At 61.3% G+C, this 22,141-nt stretch carries 17 protein-coding genes; 9 read left to right on the top strand and 8 right to left on the bottom strand.

From position 1 onward, the window contains the following. Positions 1–8 precede the first annotated feature (8 nt). A complete protein-coding gene (locus QO231_RS22055) occupies positions 9–1,127 on the top strand; it encodes a hypothetical protein (protein ID WP_316781660.1) in 1,119 nt (372 codons plus the stop codon). Beyond that, entirely contained in the window at positions 1,124–2,167 is a 1,044-nt protein-coding gene (locus QO231_RS22050; RefSeq protein WP_316781658.1) for a sulfotransferase, read from the top strand. The genes QO231_RS22055 and QO231_RS22050 overlap by 4 nt, the downstream gene beginning before the upstream one ends. Before the next feature lie 6 nt (positions 2,168–2,173). Here the strand turns inward: QO231_RS22050 and QO231_RS22045 are convergent, their stop codons facing one another. Next, on the bottom strand, positions 2,174–2,698 hold the full coding sequence (locus tag QO231_RS22045; RefSeq protein ID WP_316781656.1) for a hypothetical protein: 525 nt from the start codon (positions 2,696–2,698) through the stop codon (positions 2,174–2,176). A 134-nt stretch (positions 2,699–2,832) separates the two neighbouring features. On the opposite strand from QO231_RS22045, the gene fcl reads away from it, so the two are divergent. The 3 genes from fcl to QO231_RS22030 all read left to right on the top strand — a co-directional run bounded on the left by fcl (position 2,833) and on the right by QO231_RS22030 (position 6,863). Next, on the top strand, positions 2,833–3,807 hold the full coding sequence (fcl, locus tag QO231_RS22040; RefSeq protein WP_316781654.1) for a GDP-L-fucose synthase: 975 nt from the start codon (positions 2,833–2,835) through the stop codon (positions 3,805–3,807). Positions 3,808–4,135: 328 nt separating this feature from the next. Further along, complete coding sequence (locus tag QO231_RS22035; RefSeq protein WP_316781653.1) at positions 4,136–5,470, top strand: hypothetical protein; 1,335 nt, start codon at positions 4,136–4,138, stop codon at positions 5,468–5,470. Positions 5,471–5,936: 466 nt separating this feature from the next. After that, complete coding sequence (locus QO231_RS22030; protein WP_316781650.1) at positions 5,937–6,863, top strand: hypothetical protein; 927 nt, start codon at positions 5,937–5,939, stop codon at positions 6,861–6,863. Positions 6,864–6,873: 10 nt separating this feature from the next. Here the strand turns inward: QO231_RS22030 and QO231_RS22025 are convergent, their stop codons facing one another. Then, the gene (locus tag QO231_RS22025) at positions 6,874–7,002 is read right to left on the bottom strand and encodes a hypothetical protein (protein ID WP_316781648.1); all 129 of its coding nucleotides are present in this window, start codon (positions 7,000–7,002) and stop codon (positions 6,874–6,876) included. 195 nt (positions 7,003–7,197) lie between these two features. Here QO231_RS22025 and QO231_RS22020 point away from each other — a divergent pair, with 195 nt between their 5' ends. Continuing rightward, positions 7,198–7,965 carry a Stf0 family sulfotransferase gene (locus QO231_RS22020; RefSeq protein ID WP_316781646.1) on the top strand — a complete coding sequence of 256 codons (768 nt, stop codon included), beginning with the start codon at positions 7,198–7,200 and terminating at the stop codon, positions 7,963–7,965. A 62-nt stretch (positions 7,966–8,027) separates the two neighbouring features. Here the strand turns inward: QO231_RS22020 and QO231_RS22015 are convergent, their stop codons facing one another. The 3 genes from QO231_RS22015 to QO231_RS22005 form a co-directional block, all read right to left on the bottom strand. Then, the gene (locus tag QO231_RS22015; protein ID WP_316781644.1) at positions 8,028–9,701 is read right to left on the bottom strand and encodes a putative nucleotide-diphospho-sugar transferase; all 1,674 of its coding nucleotides are present in this window, start codon (positions 9,699–9,701) and stop codon (positions 8,028–8,030) included. Between the two features lie 138 nt (positions 9,702–9,839). After that, entirely contained in the window at positions 9,840–12,530 is a 2,691-nt protein-coding gene (locus QO231_RS22010; RefSeq protein WP_316781642.1) for a glycosyltransferase, read from the bottom strand. 214 nt (positions 12,531–12,744) lie between these two features. Further along, entirely contained in the window at positions 12,745–13,752 is a 1,008-nt protein-coding gene (locus QO231_RS22005; RefSeq protein ID WP_316781640.1) for a hypothetical protein, read from the bottom strand. Between the two features lie 230 nt (positions 13,753–13,982). Here QO231_RS22005 and tagD point away from each other — a divergent pair, with 230 nt between their 5' ends. After that, positions 13,983–14,378: a glycerol-3-phosphate cytidylyltransferase gene (gene tagD, locus QO231_RS22000; RefSeq protein WP_316781638.1), complete on the top strand. Its 396-nt coding sequence runs from the start codon at positions 13,983–13,985 to the stop codon at positions 14,376–14,378. A 128-nt stretch (positions 14,379–14,506) separates the two neighbouring features. On the opposite strand, the gene QO231_RS21995 is transcribed toward tagD, so the two are convergent. Together QO231_RS21995 and QO231_RS21990 are read right to left on the bottom strand one after the other, a co-directional pair. Next, positions 14,507–15,601: a ComEC/Rec2 family competence protein gene (locus tag QO231_RS21995; protein WP_316781637.1), complete on the bottom strand. Its 1,095-nt coding sequence runs from the start codon at positions 15,599–15,601 to the stop codon at positions 14,507–14,509. Between the two features lie 317 nt (positions 15,602–15,918). Further along, positions 15,919–16,623, bottom strand: a complete 705-nt coding sequence (locus QO231_RS21990) for a hypothetical protein (protein WP_316781635.1) — start codon at positions 16,621–16,623, stop codon at positions 15,919–15,921. A 166-nt stretch (positions 16,624–16,789) separates the two neighbouring features. On the opposite strand from QO231_RS21990, the gene QO231_RS21985 reads away from it, so the two are divergent. Continuing rightward, positions 16,790–18,211, top strand: a complete 1,422-nt coding sequence (locus QO231_RS21985) for a mannose-1-phosphate guanylyltransferase/mannose-6-phosphate isomerase (RefSeq protein WP_316781632.1) — start codon at positions 16,790–16,792, stop codon at positions 18,209–18,211. A gap of 176 nt (positions 18,212–18,387) precedes the next feature. Here the strand turns inward: QO231_RS21985 and QO231_RS21980 are convergent, their stop codons facing one another. Further along, positions 18,388–19,536 carry a DUF2793 domain-containing protein gene (locus QO231_RS21980; RefSeq protein ID WP_316781630.1) on the bottom strand — a complete coding sequence of 383 codons (1,149 nt, stop codon included), beginning with the start codon at positions 19,534–19,536 and terminating at the stop codon, positions 18,388–18,390. Positions 19,537–19,761: 225 nt separating this feature from the next. Between QO231_RS21980 and QO231_RS21975 the strand changes: the two genes are divergently transcribed. Beyond that, positions 19,762–22,141: calcium-binding protein (locus QO231_RS21975; RefSeq protein ID WP_316781628.1), on the top strand; the 2,380-nt coding region annotated here is incomplete at its 3' end.

Below are 22,141 nucleotides of genomic sequence, written 5' to 3'. Positions count from 1 at the left end.
GGCATGCGATGTCAGCGACACAGGGATCGGGCAAGACCATCGTGCTGCATATCGGTCTGCACAAGACCGGCACCAGCAGCATCCAGGCGACGCTAAAACACAACCAGGCGCTGTTGCGCGAACGCGGTGTGCTCTATCCGGGTTTTCTGCCGGCCAACCATTCGCAATTCTTCATCAATGCCTTTTCCGACCGGGCCGAGCATTATCACGCCAATCGCCGTCAGGGGCTGGACGCCGCGGCAATTGCCGGGCGCGCCGCGGAACAGATGGACCGGCTGGGCCGCGCGTTGACCCGGTTCGGCGGCGCAACCATCCTGCTCTCGGGCGAGGATGCCAGTACCCTGCAGGCCCCCGAGGTGGCGCAGGTCCGCAGCCGGCTGGATGCGCTGGCCGAGGCGGTCGGGGTCAGCCTTGGCTACCGGGTCTTGCTCTACACCCGCAATCCGGCGGCCTTTGTTTCGAGTGCCATGCAGGAAAACGTCAAGGGCAACGGCATGCGCCTGGACGACAGCCGCGAGCTGCATATCCGCAATGCCTCCGGACGCTACCGGCGCATCCATGATGCCTGGGTCTCGGCATTTGGCGACGACGCGGTGCGCTTTCGCTGTTTCGAAACCGCCTGTGACGCGCCCGGCGGTTTGATCGGGGATTTCCTGCACAGCCTCGGGATTCCGCCCGACGGCATCAAGCCTCGCCTGACCAACGAGGGGATTTCCGACGAAGTCACCGAATTCCTGTCCTCGCTCTACCTCCCCGGAAGCGGGGCCGGGCATGGCCGGTTGCAGGATTGCGCGATGCGTATCGCGCTGACACCGGAAGATCGCGAGGCGCTGTTTGCCCTGCGTGGCAGCAAGGGGGGTCTGTTGTCGCTGGCCGACCAGATTCGCACCTGGGATGTGGTCGCGGACGACATGCATTTTCTGCAGGCGCAGTTCGGCATCACCTATGCCCGCCCCGAGGCCGGTCGGCTCGCCGCCGGTGAAAAATTCGCCGCCGCCTTCCTGCACGACCTGGCGCAGGCCCTGCCGCGCCTGTCCGTGCCCGCGCGCGAAGCGCTGCTGCACTATCTGCTGACACGCCCCGTCGAGCCCCCGCAACACGCGAACACCGAGGCCGCCGCAGAGTGAAACTGTCGCTTCATATCGGCACGCCAAAGTCCGGAACCACCACGATTCAGCGGTTTCTGAAGCGAAATCGCGTGCTGTTGCAGGAAAACGGGGTCCATGTTCCGCGATCGGCAGGCGAAAGCAATCAGCAGCGACTGGCGGCCATGTTCCTGAGCGACGACACCGTGGACGATTTCTTTCGCCGTCTGAACCTGCAGAACCGGGCGAAACGCAGTGCCGCCAAACGCCGGTGGCAGGCGGATCTGAGTGCCGAAATCGAGGCGCAGCCCTGTTCGCACGTGGTCATGTCCTCGGAGCATCTGCAAAGCCGCCTGCACGAGCCCGAAGCAATCCGCGCCCTGTCCGATTACCTGCAGGCCCGGTTTTCCGACATCCGGATCATCCTCTATATCCGCGATCCCCTGGACACGGTTGTCTCGCTTTACTCAACGGCGGTGAAATCCGGCTCCAGGCTGGCGGAACTGCCGCTGTCACCGCCCGCTCTCTGGACCAATATCGTCAACCACAAGGCGACGATCCAGCGCTGGCAGGCCAACCTGACCCCCGCCAGGCTGGACCTGCGGCTGTTTCAGAAAGAGGATTTCGTGCAGGGCGATCTGCTGGCCGATTTCATATCCGCGGCAGAGTTGCCGGAGCTTGACTACAAACGTCCGAAGCGGGCCAATGAATCGCTGGACCGGCTGGGCCTGGAACTGCTGCGTCGTCTGAACAAGGATATCCCGGTGATCCTGCCGGATGGCACGACCAACCCGCAACGCGGCAACATCAAGACGGTTTTCGAGGCGCATTTCAACGGCGGAGCACCGTTCCTGCCCAGTGCCGAGGCGGTTGCCGCCTACGACACCGCTTTTGCCGCATCAAACGACTGGGTGCGACAGACATTCTTTCCCGACCGGGCGCACCTGTTCACACCCAAGACCCGCAATATTGCCGCCCGGGAAGAGCTTGCCCCCGGTGATCTCGACGAGATGGCCGCATTCGCCGCAGCACTCTGGCGCCGGGATCACAAACAGGCATCAGGCAAAAAGAACCGGACCTGAACCCGGTCAGCGCATCAGAACCGTTTCCATCCGCTCGATCCGGGCCTCAAAGGCATCGCCGGAGAAGAACAGGTGAAGCTCGGCGCCCCGGCTGTCCGCAATCTGATCCTGCGGGATCGCGATATGACCCTGCAACAGGTGCGCACCGCCCGAGGACGCCATGTGCTGGTCCGCGAACACGTCCCGGTATCCCTCGTCCTTCAGGAACCGCAGGCAGGGGCGAAAGGCAAACAGACCGTCCGACACAACCTGCAGGATCAACCCGACATAACGACCGCTTCTGACGGTGCCAATATCCAGCGTACAGGACAGGGACACCCAGGGAGATTGGCCCGCGGTTTCCATCCGCAAGAGAAAGCCGCCCTCGGTCGGGGCAAATCCCAGCCGCGCGCCGGAGTCAGGCTGGCTGGACAGCCAGACATGCGGACCCAGGTCCTGATGCGGGGCGGCAAGATCGATCGCGTCATGGCCGGCCAATGCGGCCAGCCGGGCGTTTTCGGTCTCGAATGCGGGGGTGGGTGCGGTGCTCATGATCGCCTTCTACTGGAGCCTCAGGTCGCCGCCAAGGCGTTTTCGCGCAGGCCGCAACAGGCCCGGCCAGGGCGTTGCACCGCAGGGCTGATCCGGTGTAGGCAGCCGCCATGTCCCGGAAGGAAAAACGCCCGATGAAGATATATGTTGCAGGACATCGCGGAATGGTTGGCGGGGCCATCTGCCGCCAGCTCAAAGCGCGCCAGGGCGCGGGCGAAGCGATCGAGCTGATCACCCGCACCAGTGCCGAACTGGACCTGACCGATCAGGCGCAGGTGGCGGAATTCATGCAGGCCGAACGCCCCGACCGGGTCATCCTCGCCGCCGCCAAAGTCGGCGGAATCGTCGCCAACAACAGCTATCCGGCGCAGTTCATCTATGAAAACCTGATGATCGAATGCAACGTCATCCACCAGGCCTATGCCGCCGGGGTGACAAAGCTGCTGCAACTGGGCAGTTCCTGCATCTACCCCAAGCTGGCGGAGCAGCCGATGGCCGAGGACGCGCTCCTGACCGGCCCGCTGGAGCCCACCAACGAACCCTACGCGATTGCCAAGATCGCCGGCATCAAGCTCTGTGAAAGCTATAACCGGCAATACGGCACCGATTACCGGTCGGTCATGCCGACCAACCTTTACGGCCCCGGCGACAACTTCCATCCCAAAAACTCGCATGTCCTGCCGGCCCTGATCCTGCGGTTTCACCGGGCGGTGCAGGAGGGGGCCAAAGAGGTGGTGATCTGGGGGTCGGGCAAGCCGATGCGCGAATTCCTGCATGTGGATGACATGGCCGCCGCCAGCCTCTTTGTGATGGATCTGGACGAGGGCATCTACCAGCGCGAAACCCAGCCGATGCTGAGCCATATCAATGTCGGTTCGGGCACCGATGTCACCATCCGGGACCTGGCCCAGATCGTGGCCCGCGTCACCGGATTCACCGGGCAACTGGTCTTTGACAGCTCCAAACCCGACGGCGCCCCGCGCAAGCTGATGGATGTCAGCCGGCTGGCCCGGTTGGGCTGGACCGCCTCGATCGGGCTCGATCAGGGGATCGCCGGCACCTATGACTGGTTCCTGTCCCAGAGCCCGGACAGCCTGCGCGCGAAATAGGGGGCTGTTGCATTAACAGGGCCGAAGAGGTCCTGGATCGGGCAGCGGGCTAACCCGGCGAGCCCGGGCGCGCTCACCACAACCCATCGACCGGCTTGCTGCGGTGCGCGAATAATGCGCCGTGTGCCGGGGGTCGTCGCCTTCGACCGGATGTTCGACGCTCAGCCTGTCAGGGTCACGCGATCATTGAGAGCCTCCGGGTCGCTCGAACTCAACGGGGAAGGGGCGCCACGCCTCACGTGGGAGTTCTGCGACAACGCCGGCCAGACCCGAAACTGGATGCTGATTGACACGAAAACCCTCAAATACTAGGACGAAAGCCCTCAGCATGGGGAAAGCAGAAATAGTGAAATATTTCAAGCGTATACTACTGGAAATTTTCCCAAGCACCTATTTGACGGATAGGCATAACTGGCTTGCGCGAAATGGGCTTGCCATCTTGGCCTACGCAGCAACGCTTTTGATTACATTCGAACCCGTTCTTGCGCGGGACAACTTCGCCAATATGTCAAAAGATCGTTTTATCACTGGGTTGCGCAGGTTATCCTGGTATATGAGGCGTGGCTGGCCGAGGCTTAATCTATCAATCGACCCGGTCTATCTTTTTTGTGAAAATATGGATCACCGGGAATTGGTGGCGGTTCGACGCTTTCTTATGCGCCGCAAGACATATCAATCCCGTGAAACATTTCTGGGCGAATTATGCTTCATTTCGGCCTGTGACACGATTGTCACCTTTGACACGGCAGATTACTCAAAAGCGGCCTCGACGTTTCGACAGGATGTTGACCAGGCACTCCAGAACAACTTGTCTTGCAGGCATTCGAAATCGAAAAAGTCGCCGAAACGGGGCACCGGGCCTATCGTCAAAAAGGGGCCTATCGTCAAGAAGGAGTTCACGCGCGATGCGGCGAAGCACGCCTTACGCGATACGTTGGAGCTTCTGCAAAGCAACGGGTTCAGTCCTTTCATATTGTCCGGAACTCTTCTTGGCTCGGTCCGTGAAGGGCGTATCCTCGAGCATGATTATGACATTGATTTAGGTCTGTTTGCCGATGAGATCGACCCAATCAGGTTGGGCGATTTGCTACATGACAGCCCGCCTTTCCGCTGTATCGCGGCGCAAGATCAAATCGTATTCACCAGATCGCCTTCGGGAGCGCTTGAACTGAAAAAATTGCCGGTCATCTTCAAGCTCCGTCATCTGAGCGGCATTGTCTCCGACATTTTCTTGCATTATCGCGATGAAGGTCAGATCTGGCACGGATCTTCTATGTTTCGTTGGGTCAATTCGGAATTTAGCCTGGTGTTTTGCGATCTGGATGGGGTCAGCGTGAAAGCGCCCGTCAATCCAGCCCGTCATCTGGAGGAAAACTACGGCAATTGGCAGGTGCCAAAGTACGATTTTCACTGCGCGATCGATACGCCAAACCTGCAGCTTCACTCAAGCCCGTTGTCAGTCGCCCTGGCCATCTGGCGGTTGCAGATGCTTTCGGACCAAGCGGTCGACGCGTTTGACGATCTCTTTGAGCAGATGAAGGATGCAGGCTTTGTCGTGTCCAATTCCAGCGGTGGCTGGCAGATTGCAGCCGACCTCTTCACCCTGCATCAGAACGGCTCTGGGGATGTACCCGCCCCGACGGCCCTGTCTTCTGTATTCTGAGATCTTTTTCAGGATGCTGGTTCTGATGATCGCGATTGCGATGATGACGCGTTTGTGTGGCTTTCCGCGCGCTTTGAGGCCGATCTGATCCGGTTGCGGACGAAAGAAGGCACGGCCATTGCCCGGCCAAAGGGCAAACGCCGTGGAAAACCGCCTGAACTTACTGAAAAACAACAGAAAGAATGCGCATGCAGGCAGGCCACCGGTGCCTGTTCCGTCAGCGATCGGGGCGCGCCCCGGACCTGGCAGAACTGTTCGTTGTCCCGAGGCCAACGATCTACAGATTCTGCACCACGCAGGAGCCAGGATCAGCCCCTGGCGTACTATTCTGCCCCCTCCGGAACTCTCCTGCGTCAGACCTCTTGACCTCGCTCCCGATAGGGTGCAAATCGCGGTGCCCGGAGGGTTCAGCCAAAGGCCCCACCGGACCCGGAACATGCCCCCGTTCGGAACGGAAAGCCACTCCATGAAACTGACCGTCCACATCGGAACCACCAAGACTGGGTCAAGCAGCATCCAGACGTTTCTGGCCGTCAACCGGGCCACGCTCGGACAGGCGGGCATCCTGGTTCCTATTTCTCTCGGCAAGGAGCTGCATCTCAGGGCACCACTTGCATCGCTTCCATTCGGCGCAAGTTCCGACCTGGCGGGTTTGTTCGACATGGCAACGCCCGAGGCGCATGCTGCTTTTCGCCGGAATACGGTCGCCGCCTACAGGAATGAAATCGCGCAAGCCCCAGAGTGTCGAGAGGTCGTAATCACGTCTGAACACCTGCACTCTCGCATGCCAAAAAGAGTGGACATCGAAAGATTCAAGGATTTGTTCTGCAGTGAATTCTCCAGCGTGCGGGTGATCGTGTACATCCGTCCACAGCTGGATCAGATCACGTCCCTTTATTCGACCGTCCTGCGGGGCGGTTACCAGAATTCCCTTGATGATTTCGTAAGAAGCCGAATGAAACCCGAATTCCGCCCCTACTTCAATATTCGGCACATCATCCGGCGCTGGTCAGGTGTTTTCGGGTCCGAGAACGTCTTTGTTCGTCCCTACAAGGCTGTTTCGCAGAAAGACGGGACGCTGGGGGATTTCTGTGAATTGCTGGATCTGGATATTTCGGGTTCGGAATGGCAAGTCCCTGACAATGCGAATACTTCGATCAATCAAGCTGGGCAGAATCTGTTGCGCTTGGTCAATCAGGAAAAGAGCGCGACCGCGCGTTTGCGTAAACAGGTTGTAAAGTGGGTGGAGAAAAACAGTGCGGGTCGGGGCGAACAGCCTTCGCCCGACTTGGCGAGGGCGTTCCAGCGAGGTTTCAACGCCGGCAATGAATGGGTGATCAAGACCTACTTCCCCGATCACCCTGAATACCTGGAACCGCGCTGGCCGGCCTGACCTGCCGCTCTCAGCTGTCGACCAACGCTGCCACCTCGGGGTCGGCCCGCCATGTGGCGGCAAATTCAAACCGGTCGCAACAGCGCAAGATCTCCTCCGCCAAATCCGTCTCGGCGATCTCCGCATGACGCAGCGGCATTCGTGTCTTCACAGCCTTGGTGTTGATGATCTGCGGGCCTCGTCGTCGCGAGTTCCTTCGACGGCTGCGCCACCACTGCCGCAGGGGCACGTCACATCATCAAAAGGCGATCAGGTTTCGGCATGACGCTGACTTCTGGCCCCTCCCGGGAAAATCGTCTAGGCATGGGCCGGCATATTATGACGGATGGCTTCAATGACGCATGAGCTTCGCGCAATCACCCTCGTCCTCGCCTCTCAGCGGTCGGGGTCGACTCTGCTGTGCCGCGACATCGAAAGCCTCGGCGGCATGGGTGCCCCCAGAGAATATTTTCTCGATATTGTCGGAAGGAATACCCGCGAGGGGCTGACCGAGGCCGACGTGCTCGATCAAATCGCCCGCGGCGTGAAACCTGATGCCCCTGGCATTGGGGCCGTCAAGCTGATGGTCAGCTACGCACCGAAGATCGACAGCTACATCCGCGGCGCAGAGGCGGTGGCCCCCCAAAAAGCAGTACAGAACATCATCGACTGGGCACAAGAACGGTTCGACAGGGTGAACCTGGTCGCGCTTGTGCGCGGCAACAGCCTCGAACAGGCTATCTCGCGCGCGGTCGCCAATATGACCGACGTTTGGCACCGCCACGAGGCGACCACGAAGGACGGAGATCTCTATGCCGACGTCAAACTGCCAACCAAGGCGCTGAACCTTGCCATTCTCGAGGCGCTGCCGGGGGTGATCCGGCAGACCCAGGTTGTCCGCCGCATTGCCAAGGCCAATCCCGATCTGTGCTGGCTGATCAAATACGAGCATCTCGCAGCGTCGGTCGAGGACAGCTCGGCGCAGCTGATCACCCATGCCCGCAAGGCCGGGTTCGAACCGACCGAGACGATGGCCAGCCGCAGCCTGCGAAAGCTGATCGACAAGGACAAGACCGAGGACTTCAAGGCCAACTTCAAAGCCTTCATGAAACGCCATCTTTAATCGACATTCGGACTTGCAGCCCATTCAGACGCAGCACATCGGCTCAAGTCAAGGCGCGTAGCTCAAACGCGTCGCACTGCCATCATGTCCCGTCCCAACTCTTGCAAAAGGTATTGGTCAGAAAGGGACGTCATCAAGCGTTCAAGACGTTCAGCCGAAAGATTGGATTTTCCGAACCGAACAACCGAAGGCTGGGTTACTTTCGTGCTGCAAGCATAGATCACTTCATCGTCAAACCCTTCGGCGTCAACCTGCAACACATCGATTTTCGTGTCCCGTCCGGCGTCCTGCAGAAACGTCACCAGTGGCCCGCAAGGTACATCCAATTCTACAATCAGGCGCTCCGGGTCCGGCTCTTCCGGCAGGTGTGTTTTGATCCACGTCAGGACAGTTCCTCTATCGCTGGTCGTTATCGCTGTGGGAGCCCGGTACGAGGGCCATTTTGATCCGCATTCGGGATTGAAACGTTTCCAGTGCTCGGGATGAATAGCGTGCAGCTTAACAGTCTGCTCCGGGCCGATTGCGGCTCCGATTATTCGGTGTGACGGGTGAAAGCTGTAGTTCTTCGCGAGAAACGGATGCAGGTATTCCTGCGGCTCAAAAAGCAACAAGTCCGACGAGGAACGAAGGTGAGACCGGATGATTTCATAGATCGGGTCTCCGTGTTTCCCGTCTTTTGCACCGACAACGCAGATCCGAAGTGGCGTCTGTCGACTCGCAGCCGCAAGTATCGCCGCCTGATAGGCAAACGCGTTCGCATCGCGCATCCGCAAGCGCATCTCTCGCACGCGCGCCTGCATCTTCGGTGTCGAGCCTTGATTCCGTTTATGCTGGTCCAAAGCAGACCCCGGAACCCGGGCTTCCTCCGCTGAAACAGCCTGGGATCCAATGTTTTTCTTCAGCGCGTCCAGACAATCTGTTCGTCTCTTCATCGGGGTTATGACGACCCTTTCGGCATCCCCCCCAAGAGACCAATCGGCAGCCAACAGACTTGCTATGTGTTCGGCGCGCTCCTCACCAAGAACTTCTGTCAAGTTGAATGGCTCTTCCGGATTTCCAGGGTAGTCATCGTGGAGGGACCGGACATGCAGGATTCTTGGTGCCCCCATACTGGCTGACCAGACATCAAGAAAGCGGAGCTGGATGCAATTGTAGTTTAGCCCCAACGCTGCGAAATCGAGATTGCTCAGATAAAGGCGTTTCCGAAACGCCGGTTGATCAAGCAAGGCGTTTTCGGATCTGACGTCGTTCTCCCACGCAAGCGCAAACTCCTGCAACTTCGCGGACGCTCGAACCGCCAAGACGCCGCTGTTGATAACGGGCAAGCAGTTTGGAACCAGGGGATCCGGTGGCGTCATTCCCGGTTCCCGGTTGTTTCCCAACACGCCGGCAATGTCAAAACGGTCCAGAACATCGAAGACATCCGAAACATCGGCAAGCAAGACTATATCAGCATCAAGGACGATGGTGCGCTCGAACCTGGAGCAGCGCACCGCGTACATTTTCGGTCGACGCCAACTGTCTGGAAGACTGTGAATCTTGTCAAAAACGTCGTCGGAAGTATCCTGGTCGGTGAAGAGATCGATCAACGCATCTGGCATGACTGTACGGATCGTTCGAGCAGCCCTGCGTGCAAGATCGGTATACAGTTTTCCCGTCGTTGCGAATGCAAAGCCCCTTGTGCCAGGTTGGGTGACGACCTGACCGTCGCCCGCCTGCAAATTGTCTTTGCTCACACTTTCCTACCTCTCGCCAAAGCGATTTTCGGTGGCGCAACCGCGGGTTTGACCAGAACCGCGGTTTCGAACCGCCTCGTCTGCAGAGCAGAAGCCGCCGGTACATCGACGGCACACCCGTCCTGCCGGAACTCGGCCCTACCGACCGCAGACGTTGCGATAGAATTCGTCCATCGTCGTATCAGTATATTCGCCGCCAATATCCGCCGCCACGAACTTCGGCAGACGACCCTCGATCGCGGCTTTCATCGTCGCGGCGAAGGCCTCCTCGGTCGGATCGGTGATATGTCCCCGTCCATCCTTCAGCACCGAGCGAATGCCTGGAATGTCGGTGCCGATGCAAGGTACGCCGAGGGAAAGCGCCTCCAGGAGCGTCATCGGCTGCCCTTCGTAATCCGAGGACATCACGCAGACATCGGCATTGGCGAGCAGCGGATAGGGATTGTGAACCTGGCCGAGGAAACGCACCTGTTCGGCCACGCCCTTGCGGCGCGCGAACTGGAGCAGCTTGTCCTTGAGCGGACCCGAGCCGCAGATCAGCAGCACCGCATTGGGATGCTCAGGCGCGATGCGTGCCAGCGCCCCTATCATCCGATCATAGCGCTTCTCGGGCGAGAGTCGGCCGAGCGCGATGAAACGGAACAGTTCAGGACTCTGGAACAGTGGCGCAACCGCAGGATGGGCCAGAACGACCGGGAGCCGCTTTCGCTCAAGCACCCGCGCCATGTTCATCGTGTTGCGCACAGTGCAGGCCTTCGAGCCATCCGGGTAGAAGCGTGCCAAATGTGTTTCGTTAACCATTCGCGTTTCGTCCGAAACGGCGACGATCTGGTCAAACCAGCCATAGGTCAGGAACACACCGTACAGCTGGCGCTGGTTCCGCGAGGCATCCAGATTGGTGTATTCCGCCCACAAATGATTGTGTTGGTAGCAAACCTTGCGCGTTGCGTTCGAACAGGCCATCAGCGCGGTCCAGAAAGGGGCATAGCCGCCGAATTCGATCGACACATCGAACCGCGCGGTGCCCAACACCCGAGCATTCTCGCGCTCGAAAATCCGGCGGATCACCGCCATTTCCGCGTCTCCCAGCCAGTCGTCCCCCCGACGGAAGGCGTGGTAGATCGGCTTCTCCTCGGCGGTGAGCAGCATGTCGCCGCTGCGCAGGATCCAATTGCAGCGCGAATCGAACTCCTCGAACTGCTGACGGCGCGCCACATCCTGGTCCATCACCGCTGCTTCTATCAGGATGTAAGGATCGTACCGGTCGTAGTCGAGATTGGCGATCAGGTTCTTCAGGGACGTGGTGATGCCGTTCGGGACCAGGCCGCCCGGCGCAATGAGCAGCCGCTGTCGCCGGTTGGGCTCGCGCTGCGGCCCCATAGCTACCGGAGCGAGCAGCGCCGCCAGCGCGGTGACGGCCGCCTGGCCATCCTCCAGCGGTACGAAGCGTGTCTGCATCTCCGGCCAGCCAGGAAAATCCGAAGGCGGCCGCGCGGCGCGGATCGCAGCGATCAGGCCGGGCAGATCGCAGGTCTCGGCGCAGGGCAGGTCGGTTGGTTCGAGGTACAGCCCGCGATCCTGCCGGTACTGCTCTATATCGGGAGTGAACAGGACGATCGGGCGGTCGGCGGGCAGAAAGTCGAAGATTATGCTCGAATAGTCGCTGACCATGACGTCGACGACGGTCAGGACGTCGTTGATATTCGTGTTCTCAGGCAGCAACGCCCCGTTCGGAACCGGCTCGGCCTTGTCGACCTTTACCATCTGGTGCGCCGAGAACAGCACGAAGTGATCCTCGCCGAGTTCCCGGGCGATCTGCGCCCAGAGCCTGGCCTGATCGCCGAAAACCGGATCGATCGCGGTGGAATTACCCCGCCAGGTCGGCGCGAACAGCACCACCGTCTGCCCCTCGGCGATGCCGATCTGCGCCCGCAGCTCGGCCGCTGGAATCCTGGGCGTCAGCACGTCGTCGACCCGCGGCGCGCCACAGGGCAGCAACGACCGCGCCGCGAGCTGCTCAACATAGTAGGAGTGGAACATGGCCTCGTGGTAGAAGTCGCTCATCTCCAGCAGCAGGTCCGCCTGAAGGAAATTGCGTTGGGTGTTGGCCATCGAGATCATCGGCGCGGCCATATCGCGCCCCATCGCCTTCATCGGTACCCCGTGCCAGGTATTGCAGTAGCGCTGTCCGGGGCGGCGGATGAAATAGGGCGGAAAGGTGACGTTGTTCACCAGCAGGCCGGAGGCGAGAAGGGCATGCCCGTATTCTTTCGAGCGCACCCGCACCAGTGTGACGTCGGGATTCGCTGCGATCTCCGCCGGGGGCTGCGCATTGCCAGCCACTGTCCAGTGGATGCGGAAGCTGCCGCGCGGATGGGTGCGTACGAGTTCACGATAGAGCGCCAACGGGCTTTCACCGAATTTTTTGCCCCAGTAGCATTCGAAGAGGATCGTATCTGGAGAAGGCGAGACGCGGTCAATATTCGCCGCGTAATAGGCCGCTGCCGCATCGCCTTTGCTTTGGCCGGGACTCTTGCTTTTCGCGCGAATTTTTTCCTTGCCTGGGGCCGGGATTTTTTCCTTGGCTGGCGCCGGACTGTTGTCCTGGTCGGGCATCATCATGTTGTCCTGGTCCGAGATCACGCTGTTGTCCTGGTCGGACATCATGATGCTGTCCTGGTCCGAGATCACGATGTTGCGCTGATCGGACATCATGATGTTATAGCGCTGCTGCAACATGCGCGAGAGCCGGGCATAGGAGGGAAGCCTGCGCAGGCGGGTGTCGATTGGCCGGTAGGTCAGGAGCGCCTTGCGCAATAACATTTTCATGGTCTCGCCACTCCTTCTTTGGATCCAGACGGCATATCCCCGCCCGAAGAACCCGCCTGCCGATTGGCCATTTTGGTCAGCCCGCCACCGTGGTCAAGGCTCATTTTCCGGCGCAGAATTCGCCGCAGCAATAGGTCGGACAGGCGAGAACGCGGCGCGAGCCGGGATGGAACGGCAAACCCGAGCGGCCTGTTGGCGGTCGCGAACAGCATAGTTATTGCGCCATCGCCTGATCGACGATCCCGCGCAGCTCTCCTTCGGAAATCTCGGGGCGTGGGGTCGCGACAGTCAGGCGCTCCCAGTTCGGCTCCAGCGCGTCGGGAACATCCGCCAGAAAACGCGCCATGACCCAATCATTCTCGGCGGCAAAGCTCTCCTGGAACCGCCGCGACAGGGCCGGATCGGGCAGCAGGCGTCCCCTGCGCCCGTGCCCACGCAACCAGTTCCTTACCTTCTTGATATCGCCTCCGGGCAATGGCGGCATCATCGCGTTGAGCCGCCGCAGCGCCTCCGCCGACCAGGCGTCCAGGCTCTCGTTCACGCGCGGCAGATATTCGAGTCCATCGGCGTCCAGCCCGGTGACCTGCGTGAAGTCCGAAATCACCCCTTCGGGCAAGGTCTTTACCGCATCAAAGGCGCGGACTGTCATCGTCGCTTGCGGGAAGGCGCGCTGCCAGATCCGGATCAGCTTGCGGAAGTCGTGATATCGCCGCTTCGGGCCGAACATCCGGTCTTCGATGAAACTGTCGATATCCTGATTCAGCCCATGGGCGAGCATGGTGGAATAGAGCGAGATAGCATGCTCGATTTGGGGCCGGAGGTAGACCAGGATCTGCAGGTCCCGGCCCTCGAGAGCCGGGGCGAGCAATGTCTTGAGTCCCGAAAAATGCGCGGCGGTGAAACAGCGCGAATGCATGTGTTCGCTCGAGATCAGGATGTGCCCGGGCTGGGCCCTGTCAATTTCCCGGGTCAGGCGTTTGCGCCGTTCGGCGACGAATGTCCGGTATTCGTTTTCAGTGGTGATCTTGAACATTCTCTGGTGGTCGGTCGACGCCAGCCGTCCCTTTGACGCCACCGGAATGACGTTGTGCGACACCTTCCCCAGAGCCTTGGAATACAGCACGCCCTGGCGCTGCAAGGCGTCGCGGTTGGTGGCGAGAAACTGCTGGATGCTGCTGGAGCCGGTCTTGGTCGTCCCGATGTGCAAAGTGGTGCGTGTCATGAGGCCCGGGTGTTCTGGATACGTTGGAGTGTTGGCCCGACGGGCAAGATTCGCCTTTCATCTACATCAGGAGCCGCCGGACCGCCATAGTCGCGGGTGGAGACCGCAGGATGCCGTGGCAGGCCGGGGTGCGGACTGGCGATCAGCGGGATGGGACGCGGCCCGCAAACCTTGTTACAATCGGGTTACAGTCGTGTTACAAGACGTCAAATCAATTCAGAGAAAGAGCGATGAAGAAAGTTATCACATACGGCACGTTTGACACGCTGCATTATGGTCATCTCCTGCTGCTCAAGCGCGCGCGAGAGATGGGCGATCACCTGACCGTCGCCCTGTCGTCGGACAGTTTCAATGCCAAGAAGGAAAAGGCATCGCATTTCGACTATGCGCAGCGCCGGGAATTTCTGGAGGCGATCACCTACGTCGACGCGATCATCCCCGAACATGACTGGGAGCAGAAGCGCGACGATATCGTGACCCACGGGATCGACGTCTTCACAATGGGCGACGACTGGAGCGGACAATTTGATTTCCTGTCGGATCTCTGCGAGGTCGTCTATCTGAGCCGCACCCCCCGTATTTCCACAACCGCAATCAAGCAGATTCACAAGGTCGCCGCCGAATAGGCGCGGGCCCGGCAAGACCTTGACCGCAGGGGTGTTCCGCGAAAATCCTTCTGCGCAAGGGCTATGTCAGGGCCGACAGCTTCTGCCTGCCCTGGCGACAAGACGCGGGGGGCTCGCCGTAGCCGGTCCTATTGTTCCTGCCCCCCCATATGCACCGACAGGTCGCCCAGCGGTGTCAGTTCGACGACGACAGTGCCGTCGATGCCGGTCCAGTAGACTGCGGAGGTCAGAACCGAGCTGCCGGCCTTCTTCTCTCTTCGGAGGTGATCCTTCGCGAACGTGACATCCGCCAGGGACCTGTCATCGAGCGCGTCCATGGCCTGTTGGGACCCGTCGTAGGCCCAGACGGGAACCCGGATGGGGTCCCGATGCCCACGGATCAGGGCGTTGTACCGCTCCAGTGTCCTGGCCTGCCAGGCCAGGTTGGCCGGTCGCGAGAGCACAGCGATCCGGGGCCGGATGTGGTCGTCGAACTCAGCCACGATCCCCGAGGGGACGCCGTGATGGCTGACCTGGTAGAGATCCACATCTGCCAAGATTGCCGCATCCTTGTCGAGCATGTCGAGCAGAGCGGCTTTTTGCATATCGCCTGTCAGGAGGGTCCGCGTGTCGCCCCAGGAGGCCATCAGGGCAACGGAGTGGTTGTTCTCTTGCGCGTATTGTTTCTTGCTCCAGTCTGCGGGTTTCGGCCTGGAGTCCCCCCACAGGAGGCGAATGTCGGACTCCGGCCCCCCGGTGCAGCCCAGGTCCCGGGCGAGCGGCAAGGACAGTCCGCCGGGTGGAATCGTCTCGGTATCCACCTCGCGGTGCTCGATCCCGGAGTGCTTTGCCAGGAGTTTCGAGAATTGCATCTTCTCCAGACTGCCTTCGTCCAGATGGCCGTTTGTCAGCAATGTTCCGATCTCGTAGCGCTTGATGACGTCATCGGCATAGCGGGTATGGTCCGGGTGGCTGTGGCTGAGAACGAACAGGTCGATCCGGCGCGGCAGATCCCGGCGTCTGTCAAAGTAAGCGTCGAGATAATCGGTCAGCTTCCGGGCCTTGCGGCGGTCGCCTCCGGCATCGAACAGGATGGTTCCGCAGGGATATTCGAAGAGCGTTGCATCGCCGCGTCCCACATCGATGAAATGGACCCGCAGCGGCGTCTGATTGTCTGCCGCCAGCACGCCGGCAGGCAACATGGCAATCCAGATGAGAACGGAAAACAGGACTCGGGACAGCAAAGGAATTCTCCGCGGTTGGCATCATGCGGATTGTGCCTGGATTTGGAAACCCGTGTCAAAGCCTGTTGCGACGTTCCTTGCGACCCGCACCGGCGATGTGATCATCCGGGATGGAACACCTGGCAACATCCCCACGCGCGGCCTGCAGGGCGGCTGGCCGCTCCGCTTTCCGCGCCCGTTCTGCGCAAAGAACGATAACCGCGGGGAAAGGGTGACACCTGGACGGCTGTTTTTGTACGCCTCTGCTCAGCCGCAAAATGCCCAGGATCCATGCCTCGGCCAGTTCATGCAACAGTCCCTCTCAAAACCGCGCTGGCTCAGGCCGCCTCTGTCAGCCGGGTCAGACCCAACGGCGCCAGATAGTCCTCGGCCAGGCTGTCTTCGATGTCATAGAGCGAGTCATCGAAATACCGGAAATCGCGGATGTCACGCGCCCGTTTGACCGGGCGTGCGCCCTCGGACTGTTCCTGTGCATAGCGGGCAAATCCGCCGGTAAACCGGCCCACCGCCGTCTCAAGCCGGGCGCGATCAATATCTTCCTGTGCACCGGTCAGAAAGGTGACGGCCGATTCAACGCTGCCCATCGTATCCGCATAGAGATCGCCATAACGCACGACATGACAACGGACGCCCTGCAACCGCTCGGCATCCAGGCACCACTTGCCCACGAAAGCCTTCCAGTATTCCACGCCCCAGGGCAGGAATTCGGCCCAGCTTTCGGCGCTGTCCTCGTTGTGCCCGTGATGCACCCGGAATTCGAAATAGGATTGCACGCTTTCCAGCGGATGCCGGTATTGTATCAGGTATTGCGCCTCTGGTGTCACCGCGCGGTCGGGTGTGTCGTTGCACAGGCCAAAGTCGTGATCCTTGATATAGTTGGCATCCTCGATGCCACGATCCTTCACCATGTGCATGGATTTGAATTTCATGTCCTTGCCGAAATAGGCCTGGCAGATGCTGCGCAGGAACCGGTGCCCCGAGCGCGGAAAACAGGGGTTCACTGTGTGAAGAAGTCGGGGCATGGGGATTCTCCGGGCCTGTCGCATGTGCGCCTCTTATAGGAGTGCCCACGGAAAAGACCAACAGAGCGCAGGCGCGACATCGGCCCGAATTACCTGCTTGAACCGAGCGTCATATTCAGGAGATATGCACAGGACGCGCCGAGAGAGTTCAGGAGTACAAGTCCCAATGATCACACCCGTTCTGCTCTGTGGGGGCTCCGGCACCCGGTTGTGGCCGCTTTCACGCAAAAGCTATCCGAAACAGTTTGCCGCGCTGATCGGCGACACCACCCTGTTTCAGGCCAGCGCAACCCGCCTCTCAGGGCCGGATTTCGCGGCACCGATGGTGCTGACCAATGCCGATTTCCGCTTCATCGTGACCGAACAGCTGGCCGAGGCGGGGATCGATCCGGCGGCGATCCTGATCGAACCGGAAGGGCGCAATACCGCGCCTGCGGTTCTGGCCGCGGCCCTGTGGCTGGAAAAAACCGACCCCGACGCGCTGATGCTGGTGGCACCGAGCGATCACGTCGTACCGGACGCCGCTGCCTTTCGCGCCGCCATAGAGGCCGGGACGGGCGCGGCCGAGGCCGGGCAACTGGTCACCTTCGGGATCAAGCCGACCCATGCGGAAACCGGCTATGGCTACCTGGAACTGGCCGAGGATCCGGGGGATTTCGCGGCCCGGCCACTGGCATTGTCCCGCTTTGTCGAAAAACCCGATGCCGCGCGGGCAGAAGAGATGCTGGCGGCGGGCACCTACCTGTGGAATGCCGGGATCTTCCTGTTTTCGGTCGCGGCGATTCTCAAGGCATTCCGCGCATATGCCCCCGCTCTGGTCGATCCGGTGCAGGCGGCCGTGGATCAGGGCAAACCCGATCTGGGTTTCCTGCGGCTCGCCCCCGCGCCCTGGGCAGACGCGAATGACATCTCGATCGACTACGCGGTGATGGAACATGCCGACAACCTGTCGGTGGTGCCTTTTGCCGCCGGCTGGTCGGATCTGGGCGGTTGGGATGCGGTCTGGCGCGAAACCGGGCCGGATGCGCGCGGGGTGGCCCTGTCCGGGCCGGCCACGGCGCTGGATTGCGACGACACCCTGTTGCGCAGCGAGGACGACGCGCTGGAAGTGGTCGGGATCGGGCTGAAGAACATCATCACGGTGGCGATGCCTGATGCGGTCCTGGTGGCCGATGCATCCCGCGCGCAGGATGTGAAACAGGCGGTGGCCGCGCTCAAGGCAAAAAAGGCCAAGCAGGCGGAAAGCTTTCCCAAGGATCACCGGCCCTGGGGCTGGTTCGAAAGCCTGGTGATCGGCGAGCGGTTCCAGGTCAAGCGCATCGTGGTGCATCCCGGCGCCGCGCTGTCCCTGCAATCGCACCATCATCGCTCGGAACACTGGATCGTGGTGGAAGGAACCGCCAAGGTCACCGTGGATGACGACGTGAAACTGGTGACCGAGAACCAGTCGGTCTACATCCCGCTGGGTGCGGTACACCGGATGGAAAACCCCGGAAAAGTACCGATGGTGCTGATCGAGGTGCAGACCGGGACCTACCTGGGCGAAGATGACATCATCCGTTACGAAGACGTCTATTCCCGCGACTGAAACATTTCCACGTGTGCCTCACGGCACGGATCATGAGGGGCGCTGCCCCTCAAACTCCCCGGAGTATTTGAGCAAAGCTGAATGTGCAGTCCCGTTCAGTCTTCAGCTTTGGAAAAACACTCCGGGGGAGTCGCCCGCAGGGCGGCGGGGCAGAGCCCCCTGTCACTTTTGCGGTGTCAGAACCATCTTCCGATCCACAGCTTGTCACCATCGATCCTGGTGACCGCCCCGGTAAAATCCGCGGGAGCGGTGGTGATCGGGGCGTTGGCATTGGTGCAGATCTGGGTGCCGTCCGCCCAACGAATGTAATCGCCATCGCCGTTGCTGCCGCGCTCGATCACCGCCCCGGTCGGCGTGCCCCCGGACTGGCTCACGGTTCCCAGGAGCTCGGATTGGGAGAAGACGGTGGACCAGGTATCCCAATCGCCCCCGACATAGCGACGAAACCGGATCTTGCCGGGGCGGAACGCGATCTGGCTGCGGGCCGCGTTGGCATGTTGCAGGTGGATCACGTGCCATCCCCCGGCCCCGTCGGGGGCCCCGTTGGCCGCAGTCCCCTGATTGAAATAGAAGCCGCTCGCAGACAGCGAGTCAAAATCCGTCGTCGGGATCAGCGTATCACCCAACCCGAAAGCCCCCACCGTCATCAGGGCTCCAATGGCCGTATCCTCGGCAGATGCCTGCACTGCGGCCCCGCCCGCCTTGCCCGTGATCCCGTCAAACCGCAGTGCCTCGGTCCAGTCGGTCCCGTCGCCTGACACCCTGATCGCAAAGTCCGTTACCCCGGCCAGACCCATCTCGGCATGTCCCGTCCAGTTCGACTGGAACACGACCGAGGCGGTATCGCCTTCATCCGCCTTGTTGATCTTCAGCCGGTGATCGGCACCGTCATGGGTCAGCAACGCCGCATCGGATGCCACTGCCAGCCGGTTGGTGGCATCCGACGCGGTGCCGATACCCACCCCTGCAAGGTTTTCTGTCTCTGCCTGCGGCAAGACCCAGGCCCCGCCGTTCCAGATGCGCAACTGCGCTTCCGCGCGGCCCCAGGCCCGCCAGCCCTCCTGCGGCGCCACGAAATGCCAGGTTCCGTCCAGCCACGCCGCCAGGGCCTGCGCCTGACCGGCCCAGGCCGCTTCCGGGTTGGCCGACAGGGCATGAACCTCGCCCTCTTCGGGGGCTGCGGGCGGGGTTGTCGCATCAAACCCCGCGACGCTTAGTTGCACGACAATATCCAGCCGCCGCAGCGCCTCGTTATGGGTCACGTGTTTCTGTGCCTGGCTTGGCATCAGAAAGGGCAGGGCGAGGATCGGTGAGGTATCCGGCATCCGGGTTCTCCTGTGCTGGAACGGAACCCGCGCACCCTGCAGCCGCAGCCCTCAAGCCTGTCCTAACCCGGCGCGCGGGCGATTCACCCCCTGTTCACCCCAGGACCGCGAGCCCCCGGATGCAACGCATTCTAGCTATTTTTCCCGGTTTGGCCGCAATTGCGTCCCGTCTTTTGGCATTCCGGGCGGTCATCCTCGTTGCGGGTTATGAGGTGGTGAGAACAGATGACACTGCAACTGGTAGGCCGGATCGCGACCGGCGATGCGCTTCTGGATGGAGATCTGCGCGACATCGATATCGTCACGACCGAGGCTGGCAGCCTCCTCTTTGCCACAACCGGGCAGAGCGGCGGTGTAAGCGCCTGGACGCTGTCGCAAACCGGGACATTGGCACGTCTTGCAGACAGCACCTATTTCTCGGTCTGGGGCATGGGGATCGGATCCTTTGATGCGGTCGATGTGGACGGACAGACCCAGCTGATCCTGTCCGGCACCGGTGCGGGCAAGCTGATCCGCTATCGCATCGCGGACGATGGCGCACTGTCAAAGGCCGGCAAGATCGATCTGCCCGGACCCACGACACAGACCCATGACGCGCTGACAACCGTCACCCTGACAGGCGGGCGCACGGCACTCTATACCGTTGATGCCGACACCGGGGATCTTGCCGGCTGGCTGTCTTCGGGAAACGGCGCGCTGGACAGCGAGATCGGCTTTGCGGCCCCGATGGCCACGCTGGATCCGGACAGCCCGGTCCTGCTGAACCAGACCGAAGCCGGGGGCGTCCGGTTTCTGCTCACCGCCGACAACAGCGGGTCCGGTGTGCGCAGCTACCGGATCAACGCCGACACCGGCCAGTTGACGCAAAGGGACAGCTGCGGAATCGCGGATGGGCTTGGCCTCGCCCTGCCGACTGCGCTTGAAACCGTGACCGCCCATGGCGCAACCTGGGTGGTCCTGGCCGCCGCAGGCAGCAATTCCCTCAGCGTGATGCAACTGGCGGCCGACGGCACATTGATCCCGACCGATCACATCCTGGACACCCGCGCCACGCGCTTTGACGGGGTCACCGCGCTCGAGGTGGTCGAGGCCGACGGTCATGTCTTTGTTCTGGCGGGCGGGGCGGATGACGGGCTCAGCCTGTTCTACCTGCTGCCGGAGGGGCAGCTGGTGCATATGCAGACCCTGATCCATGACACCGGGCTGGGGCTTGCGAATGTCACCGGGCTCACTGCTGTCCGGATCGGTGACGCGCTCCAGGTCTTTGTCAGTTCCGGAACCGAAGGCGGGCTGTCACAGTTCACGCTGCCGCTGGGTGCGCTCGGAACGGTGATCAAGGCCAGTGGCACAGAGCAGGATGTCCCGCTCTCGGGCACGGAGGGCAGCGACCTGCTTTTGGGCAGCGCCGGACAGACCACGTTGCGCGGGCAGGCGGGAAACGACATTCTCGTCTCCGATGCCAGCGGCGGCATTCTGACAGGCGGCGCCGGTGCCGATATTTTCGTGCTGCACCCGACCGGGAACACGCTCGTTATCACCGATTTCGAGCCCGGCAGCGACCAGCTGGATCTGACCCGGTTTCCAATGCTGCGCAGCCTGGATCAGCTCATCCTGACACCGAGCGATACCGGCCTGATCCTGCGGTTCGGCGAGACCCTGATCGACATCCGCAGCCGGGACGGCAAACCGCTTTCCGTTCAGGATATCTGGCCAGGCGGGCTGGCGACCCCTGACCGGATCCAGTTGTCGGTGCCGCAGACCCAGGGGACCAGCGGCGCCGACACGCTGATCGGCAGCGCGTTTGACGACACCATCCATGGCGGTGGTGGGCGCGATCGCATCCGGGGCGGGGACGGCGCCGATACCCTCCATGGCGATCGGGGCAACGACAGGATCAAGGGCGGCGCGGGCGATGATATCCTCCATGGCGGCATCCATTCCGACACGCTCCATGGCGGGCGTGGCAATGATCAGGTCTGGGGCGGGATGGGACGCGACAAGGTCTATCTCGGCAACGGCGACGATGTCTTTCGTGACAGCAAGCAAGGCGGCGCAACCGGCGCCGATCTGGTCAGGGGTGGCAACGGTAAAGACCGGATCCATGGTGGCGGCGGAAACGACACGTTTCATGGCGAGTCGGGCAAGGACATGATCAAGGGCGGCGCAGGCGATGACACCCTCTCTGGCGGCATCCATTCCGACACGCTCCATGGCGGCGGCGGAAACGATCAGGTCTGGGGCGGGATGGGACGCGACAAGATCTATCTCGGCAAGGGCGACGATGTCTTTCATGACAGCAAACAAGGCGGCGGCGGCGGCGCCGATCTGGTCAAGGGCGGAAGCGGAAACGACCGGATCCATGGCGGCGGCGGAAACGACACGTTTTATGGCGAGCTGGGTGATGATTTGATCAAGGGCGGCGCCGGCGCAGATCGCATCTCTGGTGGCCTGCATTCCGACACGCTCTATGGCGGCGATGGCAATGATCAGGTCTGGGGCGGGATGGGACGCGACAAGATCTATCTCGGCAAGGGCGACGATATCTTTCATGACGAGGACCAGGGCGGCGCGAACGGGGCCGATCTGGTCAAGGGCGGAAGCGGCA

It is taken from the genome of Sedimentitalea todarodis, from assembly GCF_032595355.1.
Taxonomy (GTDB): Bacteria; Pseudomonadota; Alphaproteobacteria; order Rhodobacterales; family Rhodobacteraceae; genus Sedimentitalea; species Sedimentitalea todarodis.
This window is presented reverse-complemented; position numbering and strand designations above follow the sequence as displayed.